The sequence below is a fragment of the Mesorhizobium sp. M0239 genome (genome assembly GCF_040321815.1).
Lineage (GTDB): Bacteria > Pseudomonadota > Alphaproteobacteria > Rhizobiales > Rhizobiaceae > Mesorhizobium.
In genome coordinates, this window is record NZ_JAMYSG010000035.1 from 1 (window position 1) to 25,400 (window position 25,400).

Below are 25,400 nucleotides of genomic sequence, written 5' to 3' on the forward strand. Positions count from 1 at the left end.
AAGGGCTGGCCCCTGTGCAATACAGGAACCAGCCCTTAAACCTACCAACTCAATGAACCGTCCAACTTTATGGGGTCAGTTCATTTCCGGGGCTTTTTTCGACTTTCGTCAAGGTCAGTTCTTTCGGGGCAGTTGCGGCACGAGGCTGCGCTTGCCGCCGTCCTTGCCCTTGGCTTCGGGCTTCTGCGCCACCAGCTTCTTGGCCGCGGGCTTTTTCGTCACGGCCTTTCTGGGCTTCGTTGTTTCTTCCGGCTCTTCCTTCTTCGGCTTCACCGGCGCCTCGTCGGCGAGTGATTCGAGCTTCAGGCCGGTCTCGCCGGTTTCCTTCTTCTCGACGGTGACACGCACCGTGCCGCCCTTCTTGAGCTTGCCGAACAGCACCTCGTCGGCCAACGGTTTCTTGATGTGCTCCTGGATTACCCGGCCGAGCGGCCGCGCTCCCATGCGCTCATCATAGCCCTTGTCGGCGAGCCAGGCGATCGCATCCGCCGACAGGTCGAAGGTGACGCCACGCTCGGAAAGCTGGGCCTCGAGCTGCATGACGAACTTCTGCACCACCTGATGAATGACCGGCACCGGCAACGAGCCGAACGGGATGATCGCATCGAGACGGTTGCGGAATTCCGGCGTGAACAGCCGGTTGATCGCCTCGACATCGTCGCCTTCGCGCTTGGTCGAGCCGAAGCCGATCGCCGCGCGCTGCGCATCCGACGCGCCCGCATTGGTGGTCATGATCAGGATCACATTGCGGAAGTCGATCTGCTTGCCGTTGTGGTCGGTCAGCTTGCCATGGTCCATAACCTGCAACAGGATGTTGAACAGGTCCGGATGTGCCTTCTCGACCTCATCGAGCAACAGCACGCAATGCGGATGCTGGTCGACGCCGTCCGTCAAAAGACCGCCCTGGTCGAAGCCGACATAGCCGGGAGGCGCGCCGATCAGCCGCGAGACGGTGTGGCGTTCCATATATTCCGACATGTCGAAGCGGATCAGCTCGACGCCGAGCGACGCGGCCAACTGCTTGGCCACTTCGGTCTTGCCGACGCCGGTCGGGCCGGAGAACAGGTAGGAGCCGATCGGCTTCTCCGGTTCGCGCAGGCCGGCACGCGCCAGCTTGATCGCCGAGGTCAACGCGGTGATCGCGGTGTCCTGGCCATAGACGACGCGCTTCAGCTCGATATCGAGACCCTGCAGCACCTTCTCGTCATCGGCCGAAACCGTCTTCGGCGGGATGCGGGCCATGGTGGCGATCGTCGCCTCGATCTCCTTGATGCCGATCGTCTTCTTGCGCTTGGCTTCCGGAACCAGCATCTGCGAGGCGCCGGTCTCGTCGATCACGTCGATCGCCTTGTCCGGCAGCTTGCGGTCGTTGATGTAACGTGCCGACAGCTCCACCGAGGCCTTGATCGCCTCGTTGGTGAACTTCACCTTGTGGAACTCCTCATAATAGGGCTTGAGGCCCTTCATGATCTCGATGGCGTCCGCGATGGTCGGTTCGTTGACGTCGATCTTCTGGAAGCGCCGCACCAAAGCACGGTCCTTCTCGAAGAACTGGCGGAATTCCTTGTAGGTGGTCGAGCCGATGCAGCGGATCGCACCCGATGACAGCGCCGGCTTCAACAGGTTGGACGCGTCCATGGCGCCGCCTGAAGTAGCCCCTGCGCCGATGACCGTATGGATCTCGTCGATGAACAGCACGGCACCGGGATAGTCCTCGAGTTCCTTGACGACCTGCTTCAGCCGTTCCTCGAAATCGCCGCGATAGCGCGTGCCGGCGAGCAGCGTGCCCATGTCGAGCGCGAAGATGGTGGCGTTGTGCAGCACTTCGGGAACGTCGCCCTCGACGATGCGCTTGGCCAGACCCTCGGCGATCGCCGTCTTGCCGACGCCGGGATCACCGACATAGAGCGGGTTGTTCTTCGAGCGGCGGCACAGCACCTGAATGGTGCGGTTGATCTCGGACTCGCGGCCGATCAGCGGGTCGATCTTGCCGGCCTTGGCCTTGTTGTTGAGATTGACGCAATAAGCCGTCAGCGCATCCTGCTGCTGCTTCTTCTTGCCGCCTTCCTCTTGTGGCTCGGCGCCGTTCTGGCCGCCCTGCTCGTCATCGGCACCGCGCGGCGAGCGTGTCTCCGATGCGCCCGGACGCTTGGCAATGCCGTGCGAGATGTAGTTGACCGCGTCGTAGCGGGTCATCTGCTGTTCCTGCAGGAAATAGGCGGCATGGCTCTCGCGCTCGGCGAAGATGGCGACGAGGACGTTAGCGCCCGAAACCTCCTCGCGGCCAGACGACTGCACATGGATCACCGCGCGCTGGATGACGCGCTGGAAACCGGCGGTCGGCTTGGAGTCCTCGTCGTAACCGGTGACGAGGTTGTCGAGCTCGGTGTCGATATAGGTGAGAACCGTGTGCTTGAGCTCATCGAGATCGACATTGCAGGCGCGCATGACGGCGGCCGCCTCGGTGTCGTCGATGAGCGCGAGCAGCAGATGTTCTAGGGTTGCATATTCATGGTGCCGCTCATTGGCGAGCGTCAGCGCCTGGTGAAGCGCCTTTTCCAGGCCTTGGGAGAAAGCCGGCATGTTACCTCACTTCTTCTCCATCACGCATTGCAGCGGATGCTGATTCTGTCGGGCGAAATCCATGACCTGGGACACTTTGGTCTCGGCCACCTCGAATGTATAGACCCCGCACTCGCCCACTCCATGATTGTGAACATGAAGCATGATGCGTGTGGCGGCTTCGCGATCCTTCTGGAAAAAACGCTCCAGCACGTGAACCACGAACTCCATCGGAGTGTAGTCGTCGTTGAGGATGAGGACCCGATAAAGGCTGGGCTTCTTGGTCTTGGTTTTGGTGCGCGTGATGACGGCCGTCCCACGGCCGGCCCCATTGCCGTTACCGTCGCCGTCTTGCATCCGCACCACTCGTCTCGTGGCAGTCAAACCGATCGTCACGTATTCCTGCCTCTTTCGATTCCCCATGCGAGTTCGACATGTAGGTGTTCGATGTACGATTTTAAGCCCTTCTGGTTAGCTGACAATATGGCTAGGTCACCAAACTTGGACGATTTTCGCAATCGTGAAGGGGCGCGAGGCTCTGGAACGGAAATTGACACGAAAAAGCCGGGCCGCGTTTCCGTGGCCGGGCTTTTTCTCGGGTTCAAAGGCTGAATCTGGGGTCACGTCAGGCGAAATCAGTTCGCCCGGGCAAAATTACTTTGCCTTGGCAACGATCGATTCGAATGGCTTGTAAGCTTCCTTGGCGAGTTCGGCATAGAGATCGCCGATCTTGGTGGCCTCGGCGACGAACGCCTCATAGGACTGCTTGGCGTAATCCGACTGGATCTCGATCGCCTTTTCCAGCGACTTGGCTGAAAACAGCTTCTCCACCGTGGCGCTGCCGGTTTCAAAACTCTTCTTGGTGTATTCACCAGCTTCGGTGGCAATCGCCTGCGCGCCCTTGGACAGCGACGCAAAGCTCTTCAATCCGGTGTCGGCGAACTCTTTGCCGTATTTGCTGAAGTCCTCATAGGTCTGGGTCATTTCACGATTCCCTTGACGGTTGAAGCGTCCTTCTTCGGGGCGCCCTTGTGCAATGCAAGATAATATATTGTGCGCCGCACAAAAGTCAAGATTTCGCGGGCTTGCGGACCCGCCTGCGCAGCCAATGGCTAAAAATCGAATAAAGAGAGCCACAAGCCCGAAGAAAATGGTGAACGCGGCGGTTACCATAAACGGATTGGTAACGCTGCGCCGGTAGCTTGGCCGGAAGCGAGGCAGGACCCTTTGCCGCCTCCAACGCAACGAAGAAATCCAAGGGAAGTACCAGTGCGTAAGGCGTTGTTGGGCATCGTTTCCAAATCTACCTCCCCTCTCAAAACGATGATGATCATCGCCCTGGCGATGACATTCGTTTTTGGCGACGTTGCCTCGTCGCTGGCGGCCAGGCAGGCGGCCATCGTCGTGGATGCCAAGACCGGCAAAGTGCTCTACTCCGCCGACGCCAACGGCAGGCGCTATCCGGCTTCGCTGACCAAGATGATGACGCTGTATCTGACCTTCGAAGCGATGGCGAAGGGCAAGATCAGCAGGAACACGCCAGTGGTGTTTTCCGCCAAGGCCTCCGCCGAGGCGCCGACGAAACTTGGCGTGAAGCCGGGCGGTTCCGTCACGGTCGAGACCGCGATCCTGTCGATCGTCACCAAGTCGGCGAATGACTCGGCCACCGCGCTCGGCGAAATGCTCGGCGGCAATGAAACCACTTTTGCCCGCATGATGACCGCCAAGGCGCGTGCGCTGGGGATGAACGGCACCGTGTTCCGCAACGCCAATGGCCTGCCCGACCCCGGCCAGTTCACCACCGCGCGCGACATGGCGACGCTCGGCATCGCGCTGCGCGAGCATTTTCCCCAGTATTACGGCTATTTCTCGCAGCGCTCCTTTCTCTATGGGCGCCAGCGCATCAACGGCCACAACCGTCTGCTTGGACGCATCAAGGGCGTCGACGGCATCAAGACTGGCTACACCCGCGCCTCCGGCTTCAACCTCGTCTCATCGGTTTCCGATGGCAATCGCCGCATCGTCGGCGTGGTCATGGGCGGCACCTCGGGCGGCAGCCGCGACAATCAGATGGCCAGCTTGATCAACACCTATCTGCCGAGGGCGTCGACTCGCGGTGGTGGCGATCTGGTCGCCAAGGCCGGTGGCAACAACCCGATCACCGCCCTTGCCAAGGTTCTCCTGCCCAAGCATGACGCTCCGACACCGGACGACAAGCCTGTCATAGCGCAGGACGATGTCACCGTTGCCGAGGACGCCACGGTCGCGGAAGACGATACCGCGCAGGCCGAAGAAGCAGCCCCCGTCGTCAAGACCAGAAAGGTCAAGACCGTCATCGTTTCAGCCCCCCAAGTCGCGACGGCCCAGGTTGTAGCGGCCTATGCCGAGCCGACGCCGGCGGCTGTCGACCCGGTCAACACCGCGTCGGTGCCTTCGGGTTGGGCCATTCAGGTCGCCTCGTCGCCCAAGCAGTCCGAGGCCCAGGCCTTTCTCGACAAGACCACCAAGCAGGCGCCCAAGGTGCTGGCGGACGCTTCCGGTTTCACTGTCGCCTTCGACAAGGATGGCGTCACCTACTACCGCGCCCGCTTCGGTGGCTTCGGTTCGAAGACCGCCGCCTGGAAGGCCTGTACCGCTTTGAAGAAGAAGAACATCGAGTGCTACGCCGTCCAGCAGTAGGACGGCGTGCAAGCCATCTCCCGGAAAAATTCTGCGTCGAAGGAGACTAGTTGTGATTGGAGAGCAAGACGTCCTTGGCTTCGTTAATCCGCGCCGCCAGGAAAGACGTGCCGCCGACATCGGGGTGCAGGCGCTGCATCAGGCGGCGGTGCGCCTTGCGGACATCCGCCGCGGCGGCCCCCGCTTCAAGACCAAGGACCTTGTAGGCCTCCTCCTTAGTCATGGCGCCCGGACCTGGCGCAACACCCAGCCCTTCGCCACCGTTCGTCTCAGCGTTTTTGCGCCAGACGGGAAATCTGCCGTCAAGATACGTCTCTAGCAGCTGTCGGCTCTCCGGATCGCCGGAGAGTTCGCGGTAGAGGTGTTGCAATTCCGCCAGCCCCATCGCGCCAAGCATCTTGCCTTCGTGGCGGCCAGCCAGGACCAGTCCTTCGAGGCCGCCGGTATCGTGATCGAGTTCCATTTCCAATGCCGCTGTGCGCACCGTCGAGCGTTTGCCCGGTGCAAGCCCGGCCGGCTGGCGTTTCATGCGCATGGAACCATACCAGGCAATTGCGCCGGTGAGAATCATGCCGCCGATGCCTTCCCGGCCGACCACAAGCACGGCGACGCCGACAAGTGCCAGAAGAGCCGGCCCGAGCGTTCGCAGCGTGCTCGCCAGTTTCGCCGGCTCGGCACGCAGAAAGATCGTCACCGCGCCGAGGAGCAGCAGAAGCAACGCTCCAAAAGCGATGATCGCGCCCATTATTTTCCGCCGCCCCGCAGATACTCGATCATCAGCCGGTCTTCCGGCCTGCCCCTGGCTTCGAGCGCCTTCAACCCGCCGGTCGCAAACACGGCGACGGCCGAAAGCAGTCCTGCCAGGGTCGCGGCAGCCCGCCGATCAAATCTAAACCAAGCCCCCTTGGACAGCCGCGCAATCTCTTTGAACGCCTTTTCTGCGCCGGAATCATGGCTTTCCTGAAACACGAAGACGGGAACGCCATGAAGGCCGAGGCTGCCGGCCTTTTCGGCCAGATCGTCGATATTCTCTTCCATCGCGTCGCCGATGTAGACCAGCGCATTGACCTTGGCGGCCGCCGTCTGTTTCAACGCATGCGTCAGGACCTTGCCGATCTGGGTGTGGCCGCTGCGGCATTCGATCCGCGTCATCAGCTGCTTCAAGGCATTGGTGTCGCTCACGAAAGCGGACGAACGGCACTCGCCGAGACCACGAAAATAAACCAGTTGCACGCTGAGGGTTCCGGCCTTGCCGACAGCGTCGAACATCTGGCCCTGCAGCTCACAAGCCAGATCCCAGGTCGGCTGGCGGCTCATTGTTGCGTCGAGAGCAAGGATCAGCCTGCCCGAATCGGTCGCCGACGCGGCAAGTGTCCTCGCCTGACGAATGAAGGCGTCGATCTCGCCGGCGTTGGATTGAGGCTTGATCGGCGCAGGATTGGTCCCCGCTGGCACAGGCTGCTTCTTATCGCTCATGAAAAACAAGATGTGGCGTTGCCACATCGCTTGCAAGCCCCACATCGGGCAGTGCAAAGGGCCAGGCGGTGATGCCACCTGGGGTCAGAGCAGACCGAGATCGGCCAGCTCGCGCCTGAGTTTCGGCGGCATCTCGATCAATCCGGCCTTGCCCTTACCCAGATCGAGCGGCGCGTCCGCCGGCTTCAGGTAGCGCCAGCCCTGAAAAGCCCGGCGTGGCTGCCAGTCGGTGCGTACAACCTCGGGGTCGAGTATCAGATGGCAACGGCCTATGCCTTCACTGTCGGTGAACGGCCGGATTTCGGTGATCAACTGGCGGCACTGCACATTGCCTTTGATCACCCAATAGAGCGAACCGCCATCGGTAACCTCGGCGCCGCGCGTCGGCATCATACGGGTGGTGTGATACTGCTCGACCGGCTCACCGGCGCGCCGCCGCTCGTCGAGGCGGAAGGCGATCCACTCTTCGAGATCCTCGACGCTGTCGCAGCCGACACAGAGTTTTATGAGATTGAGAGACATCGCTTAAGGTTAGTCCTGCACGCGAACGCGTCAACGACCGGATCGACTTCTCCACAGTAGCGGTTTAGGCCAGCCTTCAGCACTCCACGACGTTGACTGCAAGCCCGCCAAGGCTGGTTTCCTTGTACTTCTCGTTCATGTCGAGGCCGGTCTGGCGCATGGTCTCGATCGCCGCATCGAGCGGTACGAAATGGATGCCGTCGCCCTTGATGGCCAGTGACGCTGCCGTCACCGCCTTGACCGCGCCCAGCGCATTGCGTTCGATGCACGGCACCTGCACCAGCCCGCCGACCGGATCGCAGGTCATGCCGAGATGATGTTCGAGCGCGATCTCGGCGGCATTCTCGACCTGCTCGGGCGTGCCGCCCATGACGGCGCACAGGCCGGCCGCCGCCATCGCCGATGCCGAGCCGACCTCGCCCTGACAGCCGACCTCGGCGCCCGAGATCGACGCGTTGGTCTTGATGATGCCGCCAACGGCGGCAGCCGTCAGCAGGAAATCACGAATGCTCGGCTGGTCCGCCTCGGGATGGAAATGCAGCCAGTAGCGCAGCACCGCCGGCAGCGTGCCGGCAGCGCCATTGGTCGGCGCGGTGACGACGCGGCCGCCGGCGGCATTTTCCTCGTTCACGGCCATGGCGTAGATCGACAGCCAGTCATTGGCGAGCAAAGGATTGGGCTTGTTCTGCTGCCACTGCTCCTGCAGCTTATCGTGCAGCATGCGGGCACGGCGGCGCACCTTCAGCCCACCCGGCATGATGCCATCCTGCGACAGGCCACGGTCGATGCAGCCCTTCATGGCGCTCCAGATTCCGTCGAGGCCGGCGTCGAGCTCCTCGCGCGTCATCTGCGTCTCCTCGTTGACGCGTTTCATGTCGGCGATGGAAAGGCCGCTTTTGCCGGCCATGGCCAGCATCTCGACCGCATTCTTGAACGGATAAGGCACTTTCTTGCCTTCGGTTGTCACCGAACCTTTGGCTTTCATCCGCTGCAGTTCTTCTTCGGAAACCACGAAGCCGCCGCCGATCGAATAATAGATGCGCTTGAGCAGCAGGCGGCCGCCGGAATCATAGGCGTAGAACGCCATGCCGTTGGCGTGACCGGTGAGCGGCGTTTTGCGGTCCAGCACCAGATCGGTGGCCGGATCGAAGCGATAGGCGGGATGGCCGGGCGGCGAAATGCGCTTTTCGGCGGCGATGCGGCTGGCAATGCCATCGGCCTGGTCGGGATCGACCGTCTGCGGCGTCAGGCCGGCAAGGCCGAGCATGACGGCGCGATCACTGCCGTGGCCAATACCGGTGTAGGCGAGTGACCCGTGCAGACTTGCGCCAAGCCGATCGACCTTGACGCCCGCCGGACGCGGCCAGTCATTTCCCGCGACCTCGTCGAGAAACCGCGCAGCGGCTGTCATCGGCCCCATCGTGTGCGAACTCGAGGGTCCTATGCCGATCTTGAACAGGTCGAAAACCGAAAGGAACACGCGGCGTTGTCTCCTGGCGTCAGGTCGATGACTACATATAGGAATTCCCACGATGTTTCCGCTCTTTTGGAAATCGCGGCGCTGCACCCGCCGACCTTGTTTGCTCCGGCAGCGACATTGGTGCCTTATCGCTGTAGGCGGACATCGAAGCGATCGCGCTGAATGTGCTAAATTCAGGCCATGGGCGATTCCCTCGATCTTTCGACAGCCGATCTCGCGGCGCTGGCCTTCTTCCTCGTCGCGTGGCTGCTGCACACGTTCGCCTCCGACGGCAAGCTGGTCAGCCGCATGTCACTGACGACGGCGATGAATGCACAGCGGCAAGCCTGGATGCGGACCATGGCCGAGCGCGAGATCCGCATCGTCGATACCGCCATCATGAGCGGGCTGCAGCAAGGCACCGCCTTCTTCGCCTCCAGCTCGCTGATCGCCATCGGCGGCTGTTTTGCCCTGCTCGGCGCATCCGACCGGGTTCTTGAAGTGCTCAGCGACCTGCCCCTGGGTGGCGCGCCGTCGCGCGCGGCCTTCCAGATAAAGGTGTTCGGGCTGGTGCTGATCCTGGCGTTTTCGTTCTTCAAATTCGGCTGGGCGTACCGGCTGTTCAACTATTGCACGATCCTGATCGGCGCCGTGCCGATCCCGCATGGCGAAGCCTCACGCAATCCGGTCACCGAAACGGCGGTGTGGCGTGCGGCGCAAATGAACATGCTGGCCGGAAAGCACTTCAACTCCGGCCTGCGCGGCGTGTTCTTCTCGATCGGTTATCTCGGCTGGTTCGTCGACCCAATGGTGTTCGTGTTGTCGACGCTGTTGCTGCTGGCCGTTCTGGTGCGGCGCCAGTTCTTCTCGGCCGCCAGGCAGGCGGTGATCGGTCAGCCGCCTGGAAAAGGCTGATCGATCCGGCCTGACAGCCAGTAGGCAAAAAGCCCGATCCATTCGCGGATGGCCATGGTGGCGGCCTGCAGCGAATCGGCTGGATTGTCGCGGAACAGGCCGATGCCTTCTTTGCCCGAGGTGCGATAGTCGACCGGCCAGGGAACAGTCGCAAAGCCAGCCTTGTCGAACAGCGCCTTGGCGCGCGGCATATGGAAGGCCGAAGTCACCAGCAGCCAGGTCTCGCCGGGCTTCGGCGTTAGCAACTCCTTGGTGAAGACCGCGTTCTCATAGGTGTTGCGGGACTTGTTCTCCAGGATCAGACGATCGGCGGCCACGCCAAGCGCGGTGAGCAGGCGCGGCGCGGTTGCGGCATCGCCCTCGCCATCGAGAAACAACGCGCCGGTGCCGCCGGAGACGACCACCTTGGCGGTAGGAAAGCGCCGGGCCAGAACTGCGGTCTCGACCATCCGATCTCCGCTGCTGTTCAACTCATAGCCGCCGCGCGCCAGATTGATGGCGCCCTCGAAGCCGCCGCCGAGCACGACGATGCCGTCGACCTTTGCCGGCAGCGGCGGGCGCGCGAAGCGCTCTTCCAGCGGATTGAGCATCATGGCGCCGAGCGACGTCCACGCTGACAGCGCAAGGACCAGAAATGCCAGCACGCTGCCGGTAGCCGCCAGCCGCCGGCGCCCGATCATGGCCGCGAGCAATCCCGCCAGCAGCAGAAAGATCGCCAGGTTCAGCGGCTGGATGAAGAACCAAAAGATCTTGGACAGGTAGAAGAACATCGCTCACCCCATTGCAGCGCCGCGCGGGCGTGCGCGCTCAAAGGACGCTAACACTTTGATTTTGCGCAGGATCCTTCCGAAAATCGATTCGACTTTCAGGGCATGCGCTAGACGAGCGACGTCCCTACCACCACTTCTCCGGCTGGAACGTGCCTGCGGCCTGCTCGATGACGGCAGCGGTCTGGAACAGGGTTTCCTCATCGAACGGCCGGCCGATCAGCTGCAGGCCGAGCGGCAGGCCCTTGGCGTCGAGCCCGGCGGGCACAGCGATGCCCGGCAGGCCCGCCATGTTCACAGTGACGGTGAAGATGTCGTTCAGGTACATCTTGACCGGATCGGCAGCCATGTCCTCGTCGGCGATGCCGAAGGCGGCGGACGGCGTTGCCGGGGTCAGGATGACATCGACGCCGGCGGCGAAGACAGTCTCGAAATCCCGCTTGATCAGATTGCGCACCTTCTGCGCCTGCAGATAGTAGGCGTCGTAATAGCCGGCCGACAGCACATAGGTGCCGATCATGATGCGGCGCTTGACCTCGCGGCCGAAACCCGCGGCGCGGGTCTTCTCATACATGTCGACGATATCCTTGCCCGGCACGCGCAAGCCGTAGCGGACGCCATCATAGCGGGCGAGGTTGGACGAAGCCTCGGCCGGCGCCACGATGTAATAGGCGGGCAGCGCGTATTTCGTATGCGGCAGGGAAATGTCGACGATCTCGGCGCCGGCGTCCTTCAGCCAGGCAATGCCCTTCTGCCACAGCGCTTCGATCTCTTCGGGCATGCCGTCGACGCGGTATTCCCTGGGAATGCCGACCTTCATGCCCTTGATCGGCTTGCCGATCACCGCCTCATAATCCGGCACCGGCCGGTCGACCGACGTCGTGTCCTTCGGATCGACAGAGGCCATCGATTTCAACAGGATCGCGGCATCGCGTACGTCGCGCGCGATCGGGCCGGCCTGGTCGAGCGACGAGGCGAACGCGACGATACCCCAGCGTGAGCAGCGGCCATAGGTCGGCTTGATGCCGACCGTCCCGGTGAAGGCGGCCGGCTGGCGGATCGAGCCGCCAGTGTCCGTCGCGGTCGCGCCGGCGCACAGGAAGGCGGAGACTGCCGTGGCCGACCCGCCAGAAGAGCCACCCGGCACCAACTGCGCATTGTCCAGGCTGCGCACGGTCCTCGTGCCGCCGGCCGAAACGAAGCCGCCGTCGCCCTGATGCGTCGTGGGCATCACCGCAGTATCGAGGCGCGAGCGCCGCCACGGATTGATGACCGGGCCATAGTAGGACGTCTCGTTGGACGAGCCCATGGCGAACTCGTCCATGTTGAGTTTGCCGAGCATAACGGCGCCGTCGGCCCACAGATTTGACGTAACGGTCGATTCGTAGCGCGGCTTGAACCCGTCGAGCACATGGCTGCAAGCCTGCGTGTGGACGCCTTCGGTGCCGAACAGGTCCTTGATCCCCAACGGAATGCCTTCCAGCGCACCGCCCTCGCCCTTGACCAGCCTGGCGTCGGACGCCTTGGCCATGTCGCGCGCCTTGTCGCCGGTCACGGCGACATAGGCATTGAGCGCCGGATTGGCGCGCTCGATAGCGCCGAGATAGGCCTCGGTGATCTCGGTCGCGGTGATTTCCTTGTCGCGCAGCTTGGCGCGGGCCTGTGAAATCGTCAGCTGGGTCAGGTCGCTCATCAAAGGCTCTTTTCGTAAAACACCGACCACTCAGAATCGGGATAATCCAGCACCGGGCCGCAGCGCGAAAACCCGGCGCGTTCGTAGACTGTCCACGCCGCGGGATGACGATCGCCCGTCTCCAGCACCAGGCGCTTCAGCCCCTCGTTGCGCGCCAGCGATCCGACCCGCTCAACGATTTTCGCGCCGATCTTCTGCCCGCGATGCGACGGCCTGATATACATGCGCTTGACCTCGCCAATGGCGCCGTCATGACGCTTCAGCGCGCCGCAGCCAATGGCCAGGCCATTATCGCGGGCGATGAAAACCGTCGTGTCCTCACCGGCCATCTGCTCGACCGTCAAATGGTAGCAATGCTCCGGCGGCGTCAGTTCGAGCAAGGTCTCGTTGAGTTCCGTGACCAGCCTGCGCACGTCGTCCTGGAGCGGCTTCTCAATGGCGATCTCGATTGCCATCGGCCGACTTACTCCACGACCTTCGGCACGAGGAAGAAATTCTCTTCGGTCGCCGGCGCGTTAGCGACGATGTCGGCGGCCTTGCCGCCGTCGGTGACGACATCGCTGCGCTTCTTCATGTCCATCGGCGTTACCGAGGTCATTGGTTCGACACCGGAAACATCGACCTCGTTCAGCTGCTCGACGAAGCCCAGAATGGCGTTCAGCTCCCCGGTCATCCGTTCGGCATCTTCTTCGCTCACCGCGATGCGGGCGAGATGCGCGACGCGCTTCACTGTCTGAAGATCTACGGACATGTTTTTGCCTCGGGGAAAACCAGTTCGGGCTATAGCGGCGCCGCGCGCGCTGCGCAACATGCATCGTGCGAGAGACCAGGCTGTGCCGGCGGCCCGCTCGTGGGCCCTCAGAATACGTCTATGGCAGAGCAACGCCTTCGCACAGATAGTAGCTGCCGCTGTTGCCGCTTGCTTCGCTTTCGTCGTCGACGGGCCGAACCGACACGAGATCGATCTGCTTGGCGTTCATTTGCGTCACGGAGAGAACGTCGGGAAAGACATAACCCGGTTCCTGGCAGATGGCCGTCACCGCCCAGCTCGGCGAAGCCGTGGCCTTGCTGATCTGCAGAAACTCGCAATTGTATTCGACGCTCTGCAGGCCGTGCGCCGAAAGCACGATGTTGCCTGCGTCGATCAGCGTTTGCAGCGTGTCCTTTTTGGCCTGTTTGCAAAGCTCCTCGGATTGCAGGTAGACGCCCTCGATGAAATCATCCGCGGCGAGCGCGGGCGACGCCGCGACCAACATCGATACACAAAGAGATTTCCTCAAAGCCATGGTCTTATTCCGCTTTCGCCACGCCTAGATCGTAATCGTCTCACCGATATCAGGCAATGCCACCGTCACGCCGGACCCTTCCATGCCGGCCTCGAACTTGTCGGCGGTCGGATCGATCATCGGAAACGTGCCGAAGTGACAGGGAACCACGGTATCGAATTTGAAGAAGCGCCGGCAGGCAAGTGCAGCCACCGCGCCGCCCATGGTGAAACGGTCGCCGATCGGCACGATGCCGATCTTCGGTTCATGCAACTCGTTGATCAGCGCCATGTCGGAGAAGATGTCGGTGTCGCCCATGTGATAGAGCGTCTTGTCTTCCGGGAAATGCAGGACGAGGCCGCCCGGATTGCCGAGATAGGTGTTCTGGCCGCCCTCGCCGGGGAACGAGGATGAGTGCAGCGCCTGGACAAAAGTGGTGGTGAAGCTGCCGCAATCGACGGTGCCGCCGATGTTGCCCGGGTTGATCTTCTTGTCGCTGACCCCCTTGCCGACCAGATACATGCAGATCTCGAAATTGGCGACCAGCTGCGCGCCGCTTTTGCCGAGCACTTCCACGGCGCCGCTGATGTGATCGCTGTGGCCATGCGTCAGCAGCACATGCGTGATCCCCTCGGCCGGTCCCTCCCAGCCGCCCGTCCAGGACGGATTGCCGATCAGATAGGGATCGATGAGGATCTTGGCATCAGCGGTCTCGATGCGAAAGGCCGAGTGGCCGTACCAGGTCAGTTTCATGAATGCATTCCTCGATTTTTATCTTGCCAAAGGATAGAACGCCGATGGCCCCGAGATCAAAGGGTTACTTGCCGCCACGCGTTTGACAAAACACCTGGTGGTGAAAGGCGAAGGACGGCCGGTGGGCATTATCACGATCGAAGAATTGCCGGCGCGGCTAACCGGCGGCAAGACGCTGGCGGGGCTTGACCTCGGCGACAAGACGATCGGCGTCGCGGTCTCGGACCAGAGGTTTTCCTTCGCCCATCCGCGCCCGGTCATCATGCGAAGGAAATTCTCGCTCGATGCGGCGGTGCTGCTCGCCTTGCTGCACAAGGAGAATGCCGGCGCGGTGGTGATTGGGCTGCCGATCAACATGGACGGTTCGGAAGGTCCGCGTGCGCAGAAATCACGCGCCTTCGTCCGCAACATGGCCCAGATAAGCGACCTGCCGTTCGTGCTCTGGGATGAGAGACTATCGACGGTCGCGGCCGAAAGGACGCTGATCGAGATGGATTTCTCGCGCCGCAAACGCGCCGGCAAGATCGATTCGGCGGCTGCCGCGTTTATTCTGCAGGGAGTTTTGGACCGGCTTCAGTCGCTCCACGCATCCGCTCGAACGGAACCGGACCCGCCCAGCGCTGTCTGACCCAGCCGGCGATTTCGCGGCGACGGCGGAAGGCCCAAAGCGCCATCAGCAGCAACCCGTCGAAGACGCACGTCTTCGCCACCATGCCGGGAATGATCGCCGGGTCGATGCCGAGCATCTGACCATAGAGCTGGAAGAAGAAGTCGTGCATCTGTCGGCTGAGCATCGTGTAGCCGAAATTGATGTCATTGGCCGACAGATAGAACCAGCCCCAGAAAATCGCCATCGGCGCCGCCCAGAATCCGAAGATGTAGCGCATCAGCGGCCTCCCCTGGGATGGGAGCCGGTCTTGGACACCGTTCGGCCTGATATGAGTGAAAGCAGCGAATTGTGGGCCGCGGCTTTTGCCATGCCGTGCGCGATGGCATGGATCTCGCTTTCGCCCGAAGCCGCTGTCGCAACCAAGGATCGCCGTTCGGCAAGCATGGCGACATAGGACGCCAGAAGTGCCGCCAGTTGCACGGCGACAGCCATGAACAGCCCGTTGATGCCTTGCGCGGCGCCACCGACGACGATCAGCGACAACACGCCGGACGCGCATATGAAGGCGATGCGGGCGACGCTGTCGGCGCCCGCGCTGGTCGCGTCGTTGACCAGGGCTTCGACAAAGGCCCAGAAAAACAGAACCGCGACGACAAGCAATGCGGTGGCGAGCGGCGCCACGACGACGAAATTGTCGAGGTCGACGAAGCGGGTACCCTCGATTGTAGTGCCCAGCACGCCGAGCGCCGCCGCCACACCCCGGTTTCCGTCGATGCAGATTAGCGCAAGCAGGGCGAAAACAATCGCCCAGTGCAAGGCCAGAAAAGAGGTCAGTACCTGTCGCATCGGTGTTCCTGCTTCGCAAAGCAAGAGACGGCCAATCTGAACCATTCCCTGCTTGCACTAGGACAGTGGGCCTTGCCGTCCGCCATCGCAATGGAAACCATTTGTTAAGGTTAACGGCGATTAGCCATACGCGTGAAGATGCCCGCCAACGCGTCAAAACTGTGGATGGCGCCGGTTTTTGCGATGCTCGCGGCTCAGTTCACCGGCGGATAGAGCGTGTCGATGATCATGCGTGCATCGTGGCGCGAATCGATCATGCCATAGGTGTTGCGCCATTGGCCGGCCAAACGCGTCTCGACGAAAGCGTCGGCGATCCGCCCTGCCCCCAGACGGCGCAATTCCGCCGCCGCAGCCGACAGCGCCAGCTGCTCGGTCAGCAGCCGGGCAGAACCTTCGTCGGTTGAGGCAACCTGCATCGCCGCCTTCAGCACGCCGATCGTGCCGCGTCCGCCGGCGCCGAGATCACGGTCGATGCCGGCCAGCACATCCTCGAACAGGCCGGGCGCACGGCCGAGCACGCGCAGCACATCAAGCGCCATGACATTGCCCGAGCCTTCCCAGATCGCGTTGACCGGGGCCTCGCGATAGTAGCGGGCGAGTGGCGCCTCCTCGACATAGCCATTGCCGCCGAGGCACTCCATAGTCTCATAGAGCAAAGGCGGCGCGATCTTGCAGACCCAGTATTTGACGACCGGCGTCATGGCCCGAGCAAACGCCGCCTCGCCGCGATCGCTGGCCGCCTCGTCGAAGGAGCGCGCCAACCGGAACGACAGCGCGGTGGCGGCGGCGACATCGAGCGCCATGTCGGCCAGAACGCGCTGCATCAACGGCTGCTCGATCAGGGTCGAACCGAACACCTGGCGATGGCGGGCGTGGTGAACGGCCTCGGCCAGGCCCGCGCGCATGATCGCCGACGATGCGATGGCACAATCGAGCCGGGTCAGGGTGACCATGTCCATGATCGTCTTCACACCGGCACCGGCTTCGCCGACCATCTCGCCGATAGCATTGACAAATTCGACTTCGGAGGAGGCGTTGGAACGATTGCCGAGCTTGTCCTTCAGCCGCTGAAAGCGGAAGCCGTTGCCCGAACCGTCACCGAGAACGCGCGGCACGAGGAAGCACGATAGTCCCTCAGGCGCCTGCGCCAGCACCAGGAAGGCATCCGACATCGGCGCGGACATGAACCATTTGTGCCCGTTCAGACGATAAAAACCGCTGCCGGCGCGTTCCGCCCTCGTCACATTGGCGCGCACATCGGTGCCGCCCTGTTTCTCGGTCATGCCCATGCCGAGGGTCAGCCCGGCCTTCTCGACCGGCGGTTTCTGGCTCTGGTCGTATTTGCGCGTCGTCACGCGCGGCGCCCATTCGCGAAACAGTTTCGGGCTGGCCATCAAGGCCGCCAGCGAAGCGTTGGTCATGGTGATGGGGCACAGATGCCCGGTCTCCAGCTCCGCCGTCAGATAAAACCGGGCGGCACGGACCTGATGGCGGCGGCCGATCTCGGTGTCGCCGTTCTCCCACACCGAGGAATGCAGCCCGTTGGCCACAGAGCGGCGCATCAAGGCGTGATAGGCGGGATGGAACTCGACCACGTCGATGCGCCGTCCCTGGCGATCATGCGTCCTGAGCTTCGGCGTCTCGACATTGGCGAGGCGCGCCAATTCCTGCGCCTCCTGCGTCAGCACAAAGCGGCCGAGACCATCGAGTTCCCGGCGCACCGGATCGGAAAAACGCTCCGCTAGCTGGATCAGCAACGGATCGCCCCGCCAGGCGTTGCCGCCCGTCAGCGGCGGCGGCTGGTTCGTCACGTCGTCGGTCACGCCCAATCCTTCTATCGTCAGAAAGCCACGAATCCGGGGCTGTCGGCTAGATATAGCCAAGCCATGCAGCGCGCGCGATGAAAATACCGGCCGATACAATCGGCTATCTACACGAAAAAATTGAGGAGAACGGCTACAATGCAAAGCTGGCGCTTGCAGCCGCAAAGTCTCCACCCTATAGCAGCGCCTTGAGATGACCGACGCTTCGTCCCCCTATCCTCATCGCCATCTTCTGGGCATCCGCGACCTTTCCCCCGCCGATATCGAGCTGTTGCTCGACAGGGCGGACCGGGCGGTCGCGATCTCGCGGCAGTCGGAGAAGAAAACCTCGACGCTGCGCGGTCGCACACAGATCAACCTCTTCTATGAAGCCTCGACGCGCACACAGTCGTCGTTCGAGCTTGCCGGAAAGCGGCTCGGCGCCGATGTCATGAACATGTCGGTGGCAAGCTCTTCGGTGAAGAAGGGCGAAACGCTCATCGACACGGCGATGACGCTGAACGCCATGCGGCCCGACATCCTGATCATCCGCCACCAATCGGCCGGTGCTGCCGCCCTTCTGGCGCAGAAGGTCGGCTGCTCCGTCGTCAACGCCGGCGACGGCGCGCATGAACACCCGACACAGGCGCTGCTCGATGCGCTGACCATTCGTCGCGCCAAGGGTCCGCTGTCGAAGCTCATCGTGGCAATCTGCGGCGACATCCTGCATTCGCGCGTGGCGCGTTCCAACATCATGCTGCTCAACGCGCTCGGCGCGCAGGTGCGCGTCGTCGCTCCGTCGACGCTGCTGCCCACCGGCATCGAGAAGATGGGCGTCATCGTAACCCGTTCGATGGCCGAAGGCCTCAAGGGCGCCGATGTGGTGATGATGCTGCGCCTGCAGCGCGAGCGCATGGAGGGCGCCTTCGTGCCTTCGGTCCGCGAATATTTCCGCTATTTCGGCCTCGATGCCGAGAAACTGAAGGCCGCCAAGGATGACGCGCTGGTGATGCATCCCGGGCCGATGAACCGCGGCGTCGAGATCGCCTCGGAAATCGCCGACGGTCCGCAAAGCGTCATCCAGGAACAAGTTGAAATGGGCGTCGCCGTGCGCATGGCGGTGATGGAAGCGCTTCTTGACCCGCGCCGTAATCAAGAGGGCCGCGGCGCATGAGCATAACGGTCTTTGAGCGCGCCCGCGTTGTCGACCCCTCGCGCGGCATCGATGAAGTCGGCGCCGTCTTCGTCGATGGCCGCAAGATCGTAGCCGCCGGCAAAGCAGCGCTGAACCAGGGCGCGCCCGAGGGCGCCACCGTTATCAACTGCGCCGGCAAGGCGATCATTCCAGGCCTGATCGACGGCCGTGTCTTCATCGGCGAACCGGGCGGCGAGCATCGCGAGACCATTGCGTCGGCAAGTGTCGCGGCGGCGGCCGGCGGCGTCACATCCATCGTCATGATGCCCGATACCGATCCGGTGATCGACAATGTGGCGCTGGTCGAATTCGTGCTGCGCACCGCCAAGGACACGGCCATCGTCAACGTCTTTCCGGCTGCGGCGATCACCAAGGGCCTCGACGGGCGCGAAATGACCGAGTTCGGCCTGCTGCGCGAAGCCGGCGCCGTCGCCTTCACCGATGGCCGCCACACCATATCGAGCGCGCTGGTGATGCGCCGCGCGCTGACCTATGCGCGCGACTTCGACGCCACCATCGTGCATGAGACGCAGGATGCGGACCTCGGTTCATCCGGCGTGATGAATGAAGGCCTCTACGCCAGTTGGCTCGGCCTCTCCGGCGTTCCGCGCGAAGCCGAATCCATCCCGCTGGAGCGCGATCTGGCCTTGGCCCGGCTGACGCGTGGTTCGTACCATGCAGCAAAGATCTCGACGGCGATGGCGGCAAACGCCATAACGCGTGCGAAAGCCGACGGCGCGACGGTGACGTCAGGCGTGGCGATCCACAATCTGTCGCTGAATGAAAACGATGTCGGCGAATACCGCACCTTCTTCCGCCTGACGCCACCTTTGCGCGCCGAGGAAGACCGGTTGGCGATGATCGAGGCGGTCAGGGACGGCACGATCGACATCATCGTCTCCTCGCATGATCCGCAGGATGTCGACACCAAGCGCCTGCCCTTCGCCGATGCGGCGGCCGGCGCCATAGGGTTGGAGACGCTTCTGGGCGCCGCACTGCGGCTCTACCACAATGGCGATGTGCCGTTGCTGCGGCTGATAGAAACCCTGTCCACCGCTCCCGCAAAACTGTTCGGCCTGCCCGGCGGCACGCTGAAGCCGGGCGCTGTCGCCGATCTTGCGCTTGTCGACCTCGACGGACCCTGGATCGTCAGCGAAAGCGGCATTCGTTCGCGGTCGAAAAACACCTGTTTCGAAGGCGCGCGACTGCAAGGCAAGGTCTTGCAAACGCTGGTTGCGGGCCGCACAGTGTTTTCCGCCTGAACCGGCCACGGCGCATCGCGCCTGATCCGGCCGAACTGGGGAAATGCGGGGGAAACAATGATTTACAGCCTCATCCCAGCGCTCGTGTTCGGCTATTTGCTTGGCTCGATTCCGTTCGGGCTCCTGCTCACCCGCGCGGCTGGCCTTGGCGATGTGCGCAAGATCGGCTCCGGCAATATCGGCGCCACCAACGTTCTGCGCACCGGAAACAAGGGCCTTGCCGCCGCGACGCTGCTGCTCGACGCGCTGAAGGGCACGGCCGCCGTGCTGATAGCAGGCCATTTCGCGCCTGACCTGGCGATCTGGGCCGGTCTCGGCGCCTTTCTCGGTCATCTCTTCCCGGTCTGGCTCGGTTTCAAGGGCGGCAAGGGCGTCGCCACCTATCTCGGTGTGCTGATCGGCCTTTCCTGGCAGGTGGCGCTGATCTTCGCCGTCGCCTGGCTGGTGATGGCATTCCTCTTCCGGTATTCCTCGCTTGCGGCGCTGACAGCGGCGGTCATCGTGCCGATCGCCCTCCATGTCCTGAGCACACCGCAGAATGCGGCCTTGTTCGTGCTGATGAGCATCATCGTTTTCATCAAGCACCGGGAAAACATTTCACGCCTGCTTGCCGGCACCGAGGGCAAGATCGGAGCCAAGGGGTGAGCGAGCCTGCCGCCGTCGTGAGTGGGCCGGCCGCCGGGCCGCGTCTCAGCGACCGGCAGCGGCTGAGCTGGCTGCGGCTGATCCGCACCCAGAATGTCGGCCCCGCATCCTTTCGCGACCTCATCAACCGTTTCGGTTCGGCCGAGGTGGCGCTGGAGATATTGCCGGAACTGATGATTTCGGGCGGCGCCATCCGGATCGCTCGCATCCCTTCCGTTGCCGAAGCCGAGGCGGAACTGGAACTAGCCGGAAAGGCCGGCGCCCGCTTTGTCGGGATCGGTGAGACAGACTACCCACCCCTGTTGCGCAACATGGACCATCCGCCGCCCCTGCTGGCGGTAAAGGGCAACGCAGCTGTTTTCCGGCCGCCGGGTGTCGCCATCGTCGGGGCACGCAACGCGTCGCTGGCCGGCATCAAGATGGCACGCATGCTGGCAGCCGACCTCGGCCGCGACGGCTACGCAATCGTCTCCGGCCTGGCGCGCGGCATCGACACCGCGGCGCATCAGGGCAGTCTTGCGACCGGCACGATCGGCGTCCTGGCTGGCGGTCTCGACCTGCCTTACCCGCCTGAAAATGCCGGCCTGTGCGAGGAAATCGCCGAGCGTGGCGCCATCATTTCGGAGATGCCGTTCGGCTGGCAGCCGCGCGCCCAGGATTTTCCGCGCCGCAACCGCCTTGTTGCGGGTGCGGTCCTTGGGCTGGTGGTGGTCGAGGCAGCGCAACGCTCCGGCTCCCTGATCAGCGCCAGGCTTGCCGGCGAAATGGGCCGGCTGGTCTTTGCCGTGCCGGGCTCACCGCTCGATCCACGCGCCGCCGGTACCAACGGCCTGCTCAAGGATGGTGCCACCCTGGTCACCGAGGCATCGGATATTTCCAGGGCGATCGCCCCGCTGACCGGCATGCGGGCGCCCGACGTGCCGCCGTTCGAAGAGCCGCCCGACTTCTCGGCCACACCACCGCCCGGCGAAAGCGACCGCGCCCGCGTCATCGAGGCGCTCGGCCCGACGCCAGTGGCGGTCGACGAGATCATCCGCCACACCGGCCTGCACCCGGCCCAGGTCTTCATGGTGCTGCTGGAACTCGACCTCGCCGGCCGGCTCGAACGCCACGCCGGCGCCAATGTTTCGCTGGTGTTCGGGGAGCCTTCGGTCTGACGCTGTTCGCATTTTCGCGCCGCCGAACTCCTTCGAGAAGCTCGGCGAGGATGGCCTTTTCAGCCGGCTTTCCGCTTTGCCGCGCCTGTGCTCATCTGTTCGACGCCAAGACCGGCCGGCGGATTGTAGGGCAAAGGTCTGATATCCCGAGGCAAAGGTCTCAAGCAAAAGTTGGCTCTTGCCACTCGCGTCCGTTGGCACCAATCTCGCTCAGCCGCTCATCGGTGGATGTCGGCATGACAGGATCTTGCCATGACACGCGATCAGATGCTCGCCCACCTTCGATCCGCCGACGCGGTCGCGCGCGAGGCGGCGGCGCATGGGCATCATCCGTTTGGTTGCGTGCTGGTCGGGCCGGACGATCGGGTGCTGATGCGGCAAGGCAATCTCGACACGGTGCGCCACGCCGAGACGGAGCTCGCCCGGCGCGCCGCGGCAGCCTACGAGCCGGAGTTCTTATGGCAATGCACGCTGGTCTCAACCGGTGAGCCCTGCGCGATGTGCACCGGAACGCTCTACTGGGCGAATATCGGCCGGCTGGTCTACGGCTTCGAGGAGACCGAGCTGCTGGCGCTCACCGGGGATCACGCAGAGAATCCGACGATGAGCCTCTCTTCGCGCACCGTCCTCGACTCCGGCCAGAAAAAGATCGAGGTCTTTGGCCCCTTCCCCGAAATCGCCGACGAGATGCTCGCACCGCACCGCGCTTTCTGGAAGCGTTGACGGCTTCCCCACCGGTTGTGGTGTGCCCTTCCCGAGAGATGGGTGACAGTTTATCGCGTGGATTTGGTGAGCGCGATGGGATTCGAACCCATGACCTACTGATTAAAAGTCAGTTGCTCTACCGGCTGAGCTACGCGCTCCCGCGGGCGAAAGGCGGCCCTCGAAATTGCGCGGAACATAGGGAGAGTGCCTCGACCGGTCAACCGGAAAAAGAGGGCTCGCAAACACGGGCGGCTTCGCCCTGTCGCGACACTTGCCAGCCGCGCCATCGGTGGGAGAACAGCCAAGGGAACACTGGCATTTCTGCCCGACAGCGGCATCCAGTCTGGGGAACAATTGTATGCGCCGCTCGTTTTCCCGGCACAGGGACGTCCGCCAAACTATCGAGGAGAAGACCAATGAACAGAATCACAACGAGCCTGCTGGCGGCCACTCTCTCCGTCACATTCGTTGCGGCGGAGGCGGTGTCCGTTAATGCCCAACCGAACTATGTGCCGCAATCCCAGGTCGCGGTGCCGGATGTGCAGACAGTCCAGTACCGGGAGTGGCGTAAGGACCGCCACAATCGCAATTTTTCGCGTGACCGCAGTTTTTCGCGTGACCGCAATTTTTCCCGCAATCGCGGCGCATATTGGAACGGCCATCGGGGCTATCGCGAATATCGCCCCGGCTACCGTCGTCACGGCGATTATTGGTTCCCGCTTGCCGCCTTCGCTACTGGCGCGCTGATTACCGGCGCAATCATCAACAACGAAAACAACCGCGTCTACGGAGGCAACGCCCACGTCCAATGGTGCTACGACCGCTATCGCAGCTACCGTGCTTCGGACAACACGTTCCAGCCGAATTACGGCCCTCGCAAGGAGTGCCGTTCGCCTTACTGATCAAGGCGCGTTTAAGTAGCTGAGATGCGTTAGTGGAGCTCGCGCCGGCAACGGCGCGGGCTTTTGATCCTTTGGCCGGAAGACGAACAGTTGCCGTCAGCTTGCCCAGTTGATGCTCTTGAGCATCAGATAAAAGCCACCGCCGTCCTCTCTGCTGGGACAACGATAGATACCCAACCCATTGCAGATACGGGCCATCACCGCACTGAGTTCCCAACCAACCACTTCCAGCGCATTGTCCGCATCCGTCGCATAGGCTTGGGCCAGTTCGTCGATGCCATTCTGCTCCCCGAAGGATCGGACTAGCTTTGCATCGCTGAGGAGCTCGCTGGGCAGGCTGGAATTTGCCCAAGCCCACAGCCAGTTTCCGGCCTCCGTGCTCGTTGAGCCGACAATCTGGATTTCGGTAACGACCTTGGCGACCCCGTCTTGCGAGAACAGAAGCGTTCCGGCCGTCAGGTCATAGTCATAGCGCAACCAGCTACCGAGGTGGAGATCTTTTTTCAAGCGTGCATTCTTGGCCTTCAGCTGTTCGATAGCCTCGTCGCGCCAAGCAGGATACCAATCTGGCTGCATTCCTCGCGCCCCATCACCCGCCACTGATGGCTGTTTATGACACGCTGAGCGTCCTGCGCACAGCATCGCGCCAACCAGCGAGCTTAGCTGCGCGCACGGAGCCATCCATGTCCGGCTTGAAGCGCCGTTCGAGTGCCCAACTCTTCGCAAACTTCTTTGCATCCGGCCAAACGCCAGCTTTCGAGCCGGCCAGCCAGGCTGCACCGAGCGCGGTCGTCTCGAGAATGGTCGGGCGGTCGACCGGCGCATCGAGGATGTCGGCCAGCCGCTGCATGGTCCAGTCCGACGCCACCATGCCGCCATCGACACGCAGCACTGTCTTGGCCGAAGCGCCTTTCCAGTCCTTGCGCATGGCGTCGAGCAGGTCGCGTGTCTGGTAGGCGACGGATTCGAGCGCGGCGCGGGCAAACTCCGCCGGTCCTGAATTGCGCGTCAGTCCGAAAATCGCACCGCGTGCCTCGGCGTCCCAATGCGGCGCGCCGAGCCCGACGAAGGCCGGCACCAGATAGACGTTTTGGGTCGGATCGGCTTCATCAGCCAGTTTGCCGCTCTGTTCGGCCTTGCCGATCACCTTGATGCCATCACGCAGCCATTGCACCGCAGCACCGGCAATGAAGATCGAGCCCTCCAGCGCGTAAGTCGTCTTGCCGTTCAGCCTGTAGGCAATGGTGGTCAAGAGCCGGTTCTTCGAACGCACCAGGTCGCTGCCTGTGTTGAGGAGCGCAAAACAGCCGGTGCCGTAGGTCGATTTCATCATGCCTGGCTCGAAGCAGGCCTGGCCGATGGTTGCCGCATGCTGGTCGCCGGCGACACCGAGGATTCTTATCTCGGCGCCAAAGAGATTTTTCTCCGTGATTCCATAGTCATCGGCGCAGTCCTTCACCTCGGGAAGCATTTCTACCGGGATGTTGAGGATCGACAGCAACTCGTCGTCCCAGGCATTCTCAGCGATATTGTAGACCAGCGTGCGCGAGGCGTTGGTGGCGTCCGTTGCGTGGACCTTGCCGCCGGTCAGCCGCCAGATCAAAAAGCTGTCGATGGTGCCGGCGAGCAATTCGCCCTTCTCGGCGCGTTTTTTCGCGCCTTTCACCTTGTCCAACATCCAGGCGATTTTGGTGCCGGAAAAATAGGGATCGAGCAGCAGGCCGGTCTTGCGGGTGAACTTTTTCTCCAACCCTTGCTTCTTGAGTTTCTGGCACAGCGGCGCGGTGCGCCGGTCCTGCCAGACAATGGCATTGTGGATCGGCTTGCCGGTCGCCCTGTCCCAGATGACCACGGTTTCGCGCTGATTGGTGATGCCGATCGCGGCCACGTCGGAAGCATTCCGGCCGGCCTTCTTCAGCGCCGCCTTCACGGTCGACACCACACTCGCCCAGATATCCTCGGGATCGTGCTCGACCCAGCCGGAGGCCGGATAGTGCTGGGCGAATTCCTTTTGCCCACTGCCGGCGACCTTCATCTCGCCGTCGAACAGGATCGCCCGGGTCGAAGTCGTGCCCTGGTCGATGGCAAGGATATATCCGGTCATTATGCCTCCCCGCTTTGTCTTTTACACAAACAGGGGAGACGGCAAGATGCCGCCTCCCCCAATGTCACACGGGCGCAGACG

General features: G+C 62.7%; 27 protein-coding genes and 1 tRNA gene. 9 read left to right on the forward strand and 19 right to left on the reverse strand.

The genetic code is table 11. The features are described 5' to 3' along the window. Nucleotides 1–114 precede the first annotated feature (114 nt). The 3 genes from clpA to NKI99_RS28395 all read right to left on the reverse strand — a co-directional run bounded on the left by clpA (nt 115) and on the right by NKI99_RS28395 (nt 3,546). On the reverse strand, nt 115–2,583 hold the full coding sequence (clpA, locus tag NKI99_RS28385; RefSeq protein WP_023812949.1) for an ATP-dependent Clp protease ATP-binding subunit ClpA: 2,469 nt from the start codon (nt 2,581–2,583) through the stop codon (nt 115–117). 6 nt (nt 2,584–2,589) lie between these two features. Further along, entirely contained in the window at nt 2,590–2,919 is a 330-nt protein-coding gene (gene clpS / locus NKI99_RS28390) for an ATP-dependent Clp protease adapter ClpS (RefSeq protein ID WP_023812950.1), read from the reverse strand. A gap of 297 nt (nt 2,920–3,216) precedes the next feature. Then, a complete protein-coding gene (locus NKI99_RS28395) occupies nt 3,217–3,546 on the reverse strand; it encodes a phasin family protein (protein WP_013531776.1) in 330 nt (109 codons plus the stop codon). A 285-nt stretch (nt 3,547–3,831) separates the two neighbouring features. Here NKI99_RS28395 and NKI99_RS28400 point away from each other — a divergent pair, with 285 nt between their 5' ends. Beyond that, nucleotides 3,832–5,241: a D-alanyl-D-alanine carboxypeptidase gene (locus NKI99_RS28400; RefSeq protein WP_128303603.1), complete on the forward strand. Its 1,410-nt coding sequence runs from the start codon at nt 3,832–3,834 to the stop codon at nt 5,239–5,241. A 46-nt stretch (nt 5,242–5,287) separates the two neighbouring features. Here the strand turns inward: NKI99_RS28400 and NKI99_RS28405 are convergent, their stop codons facing one another. The 4 genes from NKI99_RS28405 to NKI99_RS28420 all read right to left on the reverse strand — a co-directional run bounded on the left by NKI99_RS28405 (nt 5,288) and on the right by NKI99_RS28420 (nt 8,719). After that, entirely contained in the window at nt 5,288–5,986 is a 699-nt protein-coding gene (locus NKI99_RS28405) for a DnaJ domain-containing protein (protein ID WP_023812952.1), read from the reverse strand. Further along, nucleotides 5,986–6,717, reverse strand: coding sequence for a hypothetical protein (locus tag NKI99_RS28410; protein ID WP_023812953.1), 732 nt, complete (start codon nt 6,715–6,717; stop codon nt 5,986–5,988). Before NKI99_RS28410 ends, NKI99_RS28405 begins: the two co-directional genes overlap by 1 nt. A gap of 84 nt (nt 6,718–6,801) precedes the next feature. After that, nucleotides 6,802–7,239 (reverse strand): DUF1489 family protein, encoded by a 438-nt coding sequence (locus NKI99_RS28415; RefSeq protein WP_013531780.1) that lies wholly within the window; start codon nt 7,237–7,239, stop codon nt 6,802–6,804. A 76-nt stretch (nt 7,240–7,315) separates the two neighbouring features. Further along, entirely contained in the window at nt 7,316–8,719 is a 1,404-nt protein-coding gene (locus tag NKI99_RS28420; RefSeq protein ID WP_127295570.1) for an L-serine ammonia-lyase, read from the reverse strand. Between the two features lie 180 nt (nt 8,720–8,899). Between NKI99_RS28420 and NKI99_RS28425 the strand changes: the two genes are divergently transcribed. After that, nucleotides 8,900–9,613: a DUF599 domain-containing protein gene (locus NKI99_RS28425; RefSeq protein ID WP_027161543.1), complete on the forward strand. Its 714-nt coding sequence runs from the start codon at nt 8,900–8,902 to the stop codon at nt 9,611–9,613. On the opposite strand, the gene NKI99_RS28430 is transcribed toward NKI99_RS28425, so the two are convergent. From NKI99_RS28430 to NKI99_RS28455, 6 genes are all read right to left on the reverse strand, one after another. Then, nucleotides 9,592–10,383, reverse strand: a complete 792-nt coding sequence (locus tag NKI99_RS28430; RefSeq protein ID WP_352553072.1) for a YdcF family protein — start codon at nt 10,381–10,383, stop codon at nt 9,592–9,594. The two genes, NKI99_RS28425 and NKI99_RS28430, sit on opposite strands and share 22 nt — an antisense overlap. A 124-nt stretch (nt 10,384–10,507) precedes the next feature. Next, entirely contained in the window at nt 10,508–12,073 is a 1,566-nt protein-coding gene (locus NKI99_RS28435) for an amidase (protein ID WP_023812956.1), read from the reverse strand. Beyond that, on the reverse strand, nt 12,073–12,528 hold the full coding sequence (locus NKI99_RS28440; protein WP_352612921.1) for a GNAT family N-acetyltransferase: 456 nt from the start codon (nt 12,526–12,528) through the stop codon (nt 12,073–12,075). The genes NKI99_RS28435 and NKI99_RS28440 overlap by 1 nt, the downstream gene beginning before the upstream one ends. 8 nt (nt 12,529–12,536) lie before the next feature. After that, nucleotides 12,537–12,824 (reverse strand): Asp-tRNA(Asn)/Glu-tRNA(Gln) amidotransferase subunit GatC, encoded by a 288-nt coding sequence (gatC, locus tag NKI99_RS28445; RefSeq protein ID WP_023812958.1) that lies wholly within the window; start codon nt 12,822–12,824, stop codon nt 12,537–12,539. Nucleotides 12,825–12,942: 118 nt separating this feature from the next. Continuing rightward, nucleotides 12,943–13,359, reverse strand: a complete 417-nt coding sequence (locus NKI99_RS28450) for a hypothetical protein (protein WP_352553071.1) — start codon at nt 13,357–13,359, stop codon at nt 12,943–12,945. Nucleotides 13,360–13,383: 24 nt separating this feature from the next. Continuing rightward, complete coding sequence (locus NKI99_RS28455) at nt 13,384–14,091, reverse strand: metal-dependent hydrolase (protein ID WP_352553069.1); 708 nt, start codon at nt 14,089–14,091, stop codon at nt 13,384–13,386. A gap of 121 nt (nt 14,092–14,212) precedes the next feature. Between NKI99_RS28455 and ruvX the strand changes: the two genes are divergently transcribed. Then, the gene (ruvX, locus tag NKI99_RS28460) at nt 14,213–14,719 is read left to right on the forward strand and encodes a Holliday junction resolvase RuvX (RefSeq protein WP_352612923.1); all 507 of its coding nucleotides are present in this window, start codon (nt 14,213–14,215) and stop codon (nt 14,717–14,719) included. Here the strand turns inward: ruvX and NKI99_RS28465 are convergent. From NKI99_RS28465 to NKI99_RS28475, 3 genes are all read right to left on the reverse strand, one after another. Further along, nucleotides 14,637–14,978 carry a DUF6105 family protein gene (locus tag NKI99_RS28465; protein ID WP_023812962.1) on the reverse strand — a complete coding sequence of 114 codons (342 nt, stop codon included), beginning with the start codon at nt 14,976–14,978 and terminating at the stop codon, nt 14,637–14,639. The genes ruvX and NKI99_RS28465 overlap by 83 nt on opposite strands. Next, on the reverse strand, nt 14,978–15,547 hold the full coding sequence (locus NKI99_RS28470) for a hypothetical protein (protein WP_352612925.1): 570 nt from the start codon (nt 15,545–15,547) through the stop codon (nt 14,978–14,980). Before NKI99_RS28470 ends, NKI99_RS28465 begins: the two co-directional genes overlap by 1 nt. A gap of 194 nt (nt 15,548–15,741) precedes the next feature. Further along, nucleotides 15,742–17,370, reverse strand: coding sequence for a DNA alkylation response protein (locus tag NKI99_RS28475; RefSeq protein ID WP_352612927.1), 1,629 nt, complete (start codon nt 17,368–17,370; stop codon nt 15,742–15,744). A gap of 193 nt (nt 17,371–17,563) precedes the next feature. Between NKI99_RS28475 and NKI99_RS28480 the strand changes: the two genes are divergently transcribed. The 5 genes from NKI99_RS28480 (at nt 17,564) to NKI99_RS28500 (ending at nt 22,331) form a co-directional block, all read left to right on the forward strand. Beyond that, entirely contained in the window at nt 17,564–18,523 is a 960-nt protein-coding gene (locus NKI99_RS28480) for an aspartate carbamoyltransferase catalytic subunit (protein WP_127411308.1), read from the forward strand. Then, nucleotides 18,520–19,806, forward strand: coding sequence for a dihydroorotase (locus NKI99_RS28485; RefSeq protein WP_352612929.1), 1,287 nt, complete (start codon nt 18,520–18,522; stop codon nt 19,804–19,806). The genes NKI99_RS28480 and NKI99_RS28485 overlap by 4 nt, the downstream gene beginning before the upstream one ends. Before the next feature lie 57 nt (nt 19,807–19,863). Continuing rightward, entirely contained in the window at nt 19,864–20,451 is a 588-nt protein-coding gene (plsY, locus tag NKI99_RS28490) for a glycerol-3-phosphate 1-O-acyltransferase PlsY (protein WP_352612931.1), read from the forward strand. Between the two features lie 17 nt (nt 20,452–20,468). Further along, nucleotides 20,469–21,608 (forward strand): DNA-processing protein DprA, encoded by a 1,140-nt coding sequence (dprA, locus tag NKI99_RS28495; RefSeq protein ID WP_352612960.1) that lies wholly within the window; start codon nt 20,469–20,471, stop codon nt 21,606–21,608. A 252-nt stretch (nt 21,609–21,860) separates the two neighbouring features. Continuing rightward, on the forward strand, nt 21,861–22,331 hold the full coding sequence (locus NKI99_RS28500; protein ID WP_352612933.1) for a nucleoside deaminase: 471 nt from the start codon (nt 21,861–21,863) through the stop codon (nt 22,329–22,331). A gap of 64 nt (nt 22,332–22,395) precedes the next feature. On the opposite strand, the gene NKI99_RS28505 is transcribed toward NKI99_RS28500, so the two are convergent. Then, nucleotides 22,396–22,471, reverse strand: a tRNA-Lys gene (locus NKI99_RS28505). 258 nt (nt 22,472–22,729) lie between these two features. On the opposite strand from NKI99_RS28505, the gene NKI99_RS28510 reads away from it, so the two are divergent. After that, a complete protein-coding gene (locus NKI99_RS28510; protein ID WP_023812969.1) occupies nt 22,730–23,215 on the forward strand; it encodes a BA14K family protein in 486 nt (161 codons plus the stop codon). Nucleotides 23,216–23,311: 96 nt separating this feature from the next. Here the strand turns inward: NKI99_RS28510 and NKI99_RS28515 are convergent, their stop codons facing one another. Both NKI99_RS28515 and glpK read right to left on the reverse strand, forming a co-directional pair. Beyond that, on the reverse strand, nt 23,312–23,791 hold the full coding sequence (locus NKI99_RS28515; protein ID WP_128303598.1) for a DUF6882 domain-containing protein: 480 nt from the start codon (nt 23,789–23,791) through the stop codon (nt 23,312–23,314). 34 nt (nt 23,792–23,825) lie between these two features. Then, nucleotides 23,826–25,319, reverse strand: coding sequence for a glycerol kinase GlpK (glpK, locus tag NKI99_RS28520; RefSeq protein ID WP_352612934.1), 1,494 nt, complete (start codon nt 25,317–25,319; stop codon nt 23,826–23,828). Between the last annotated feature and the right edge of the window lie 81 nt (nt 25,320–25,400).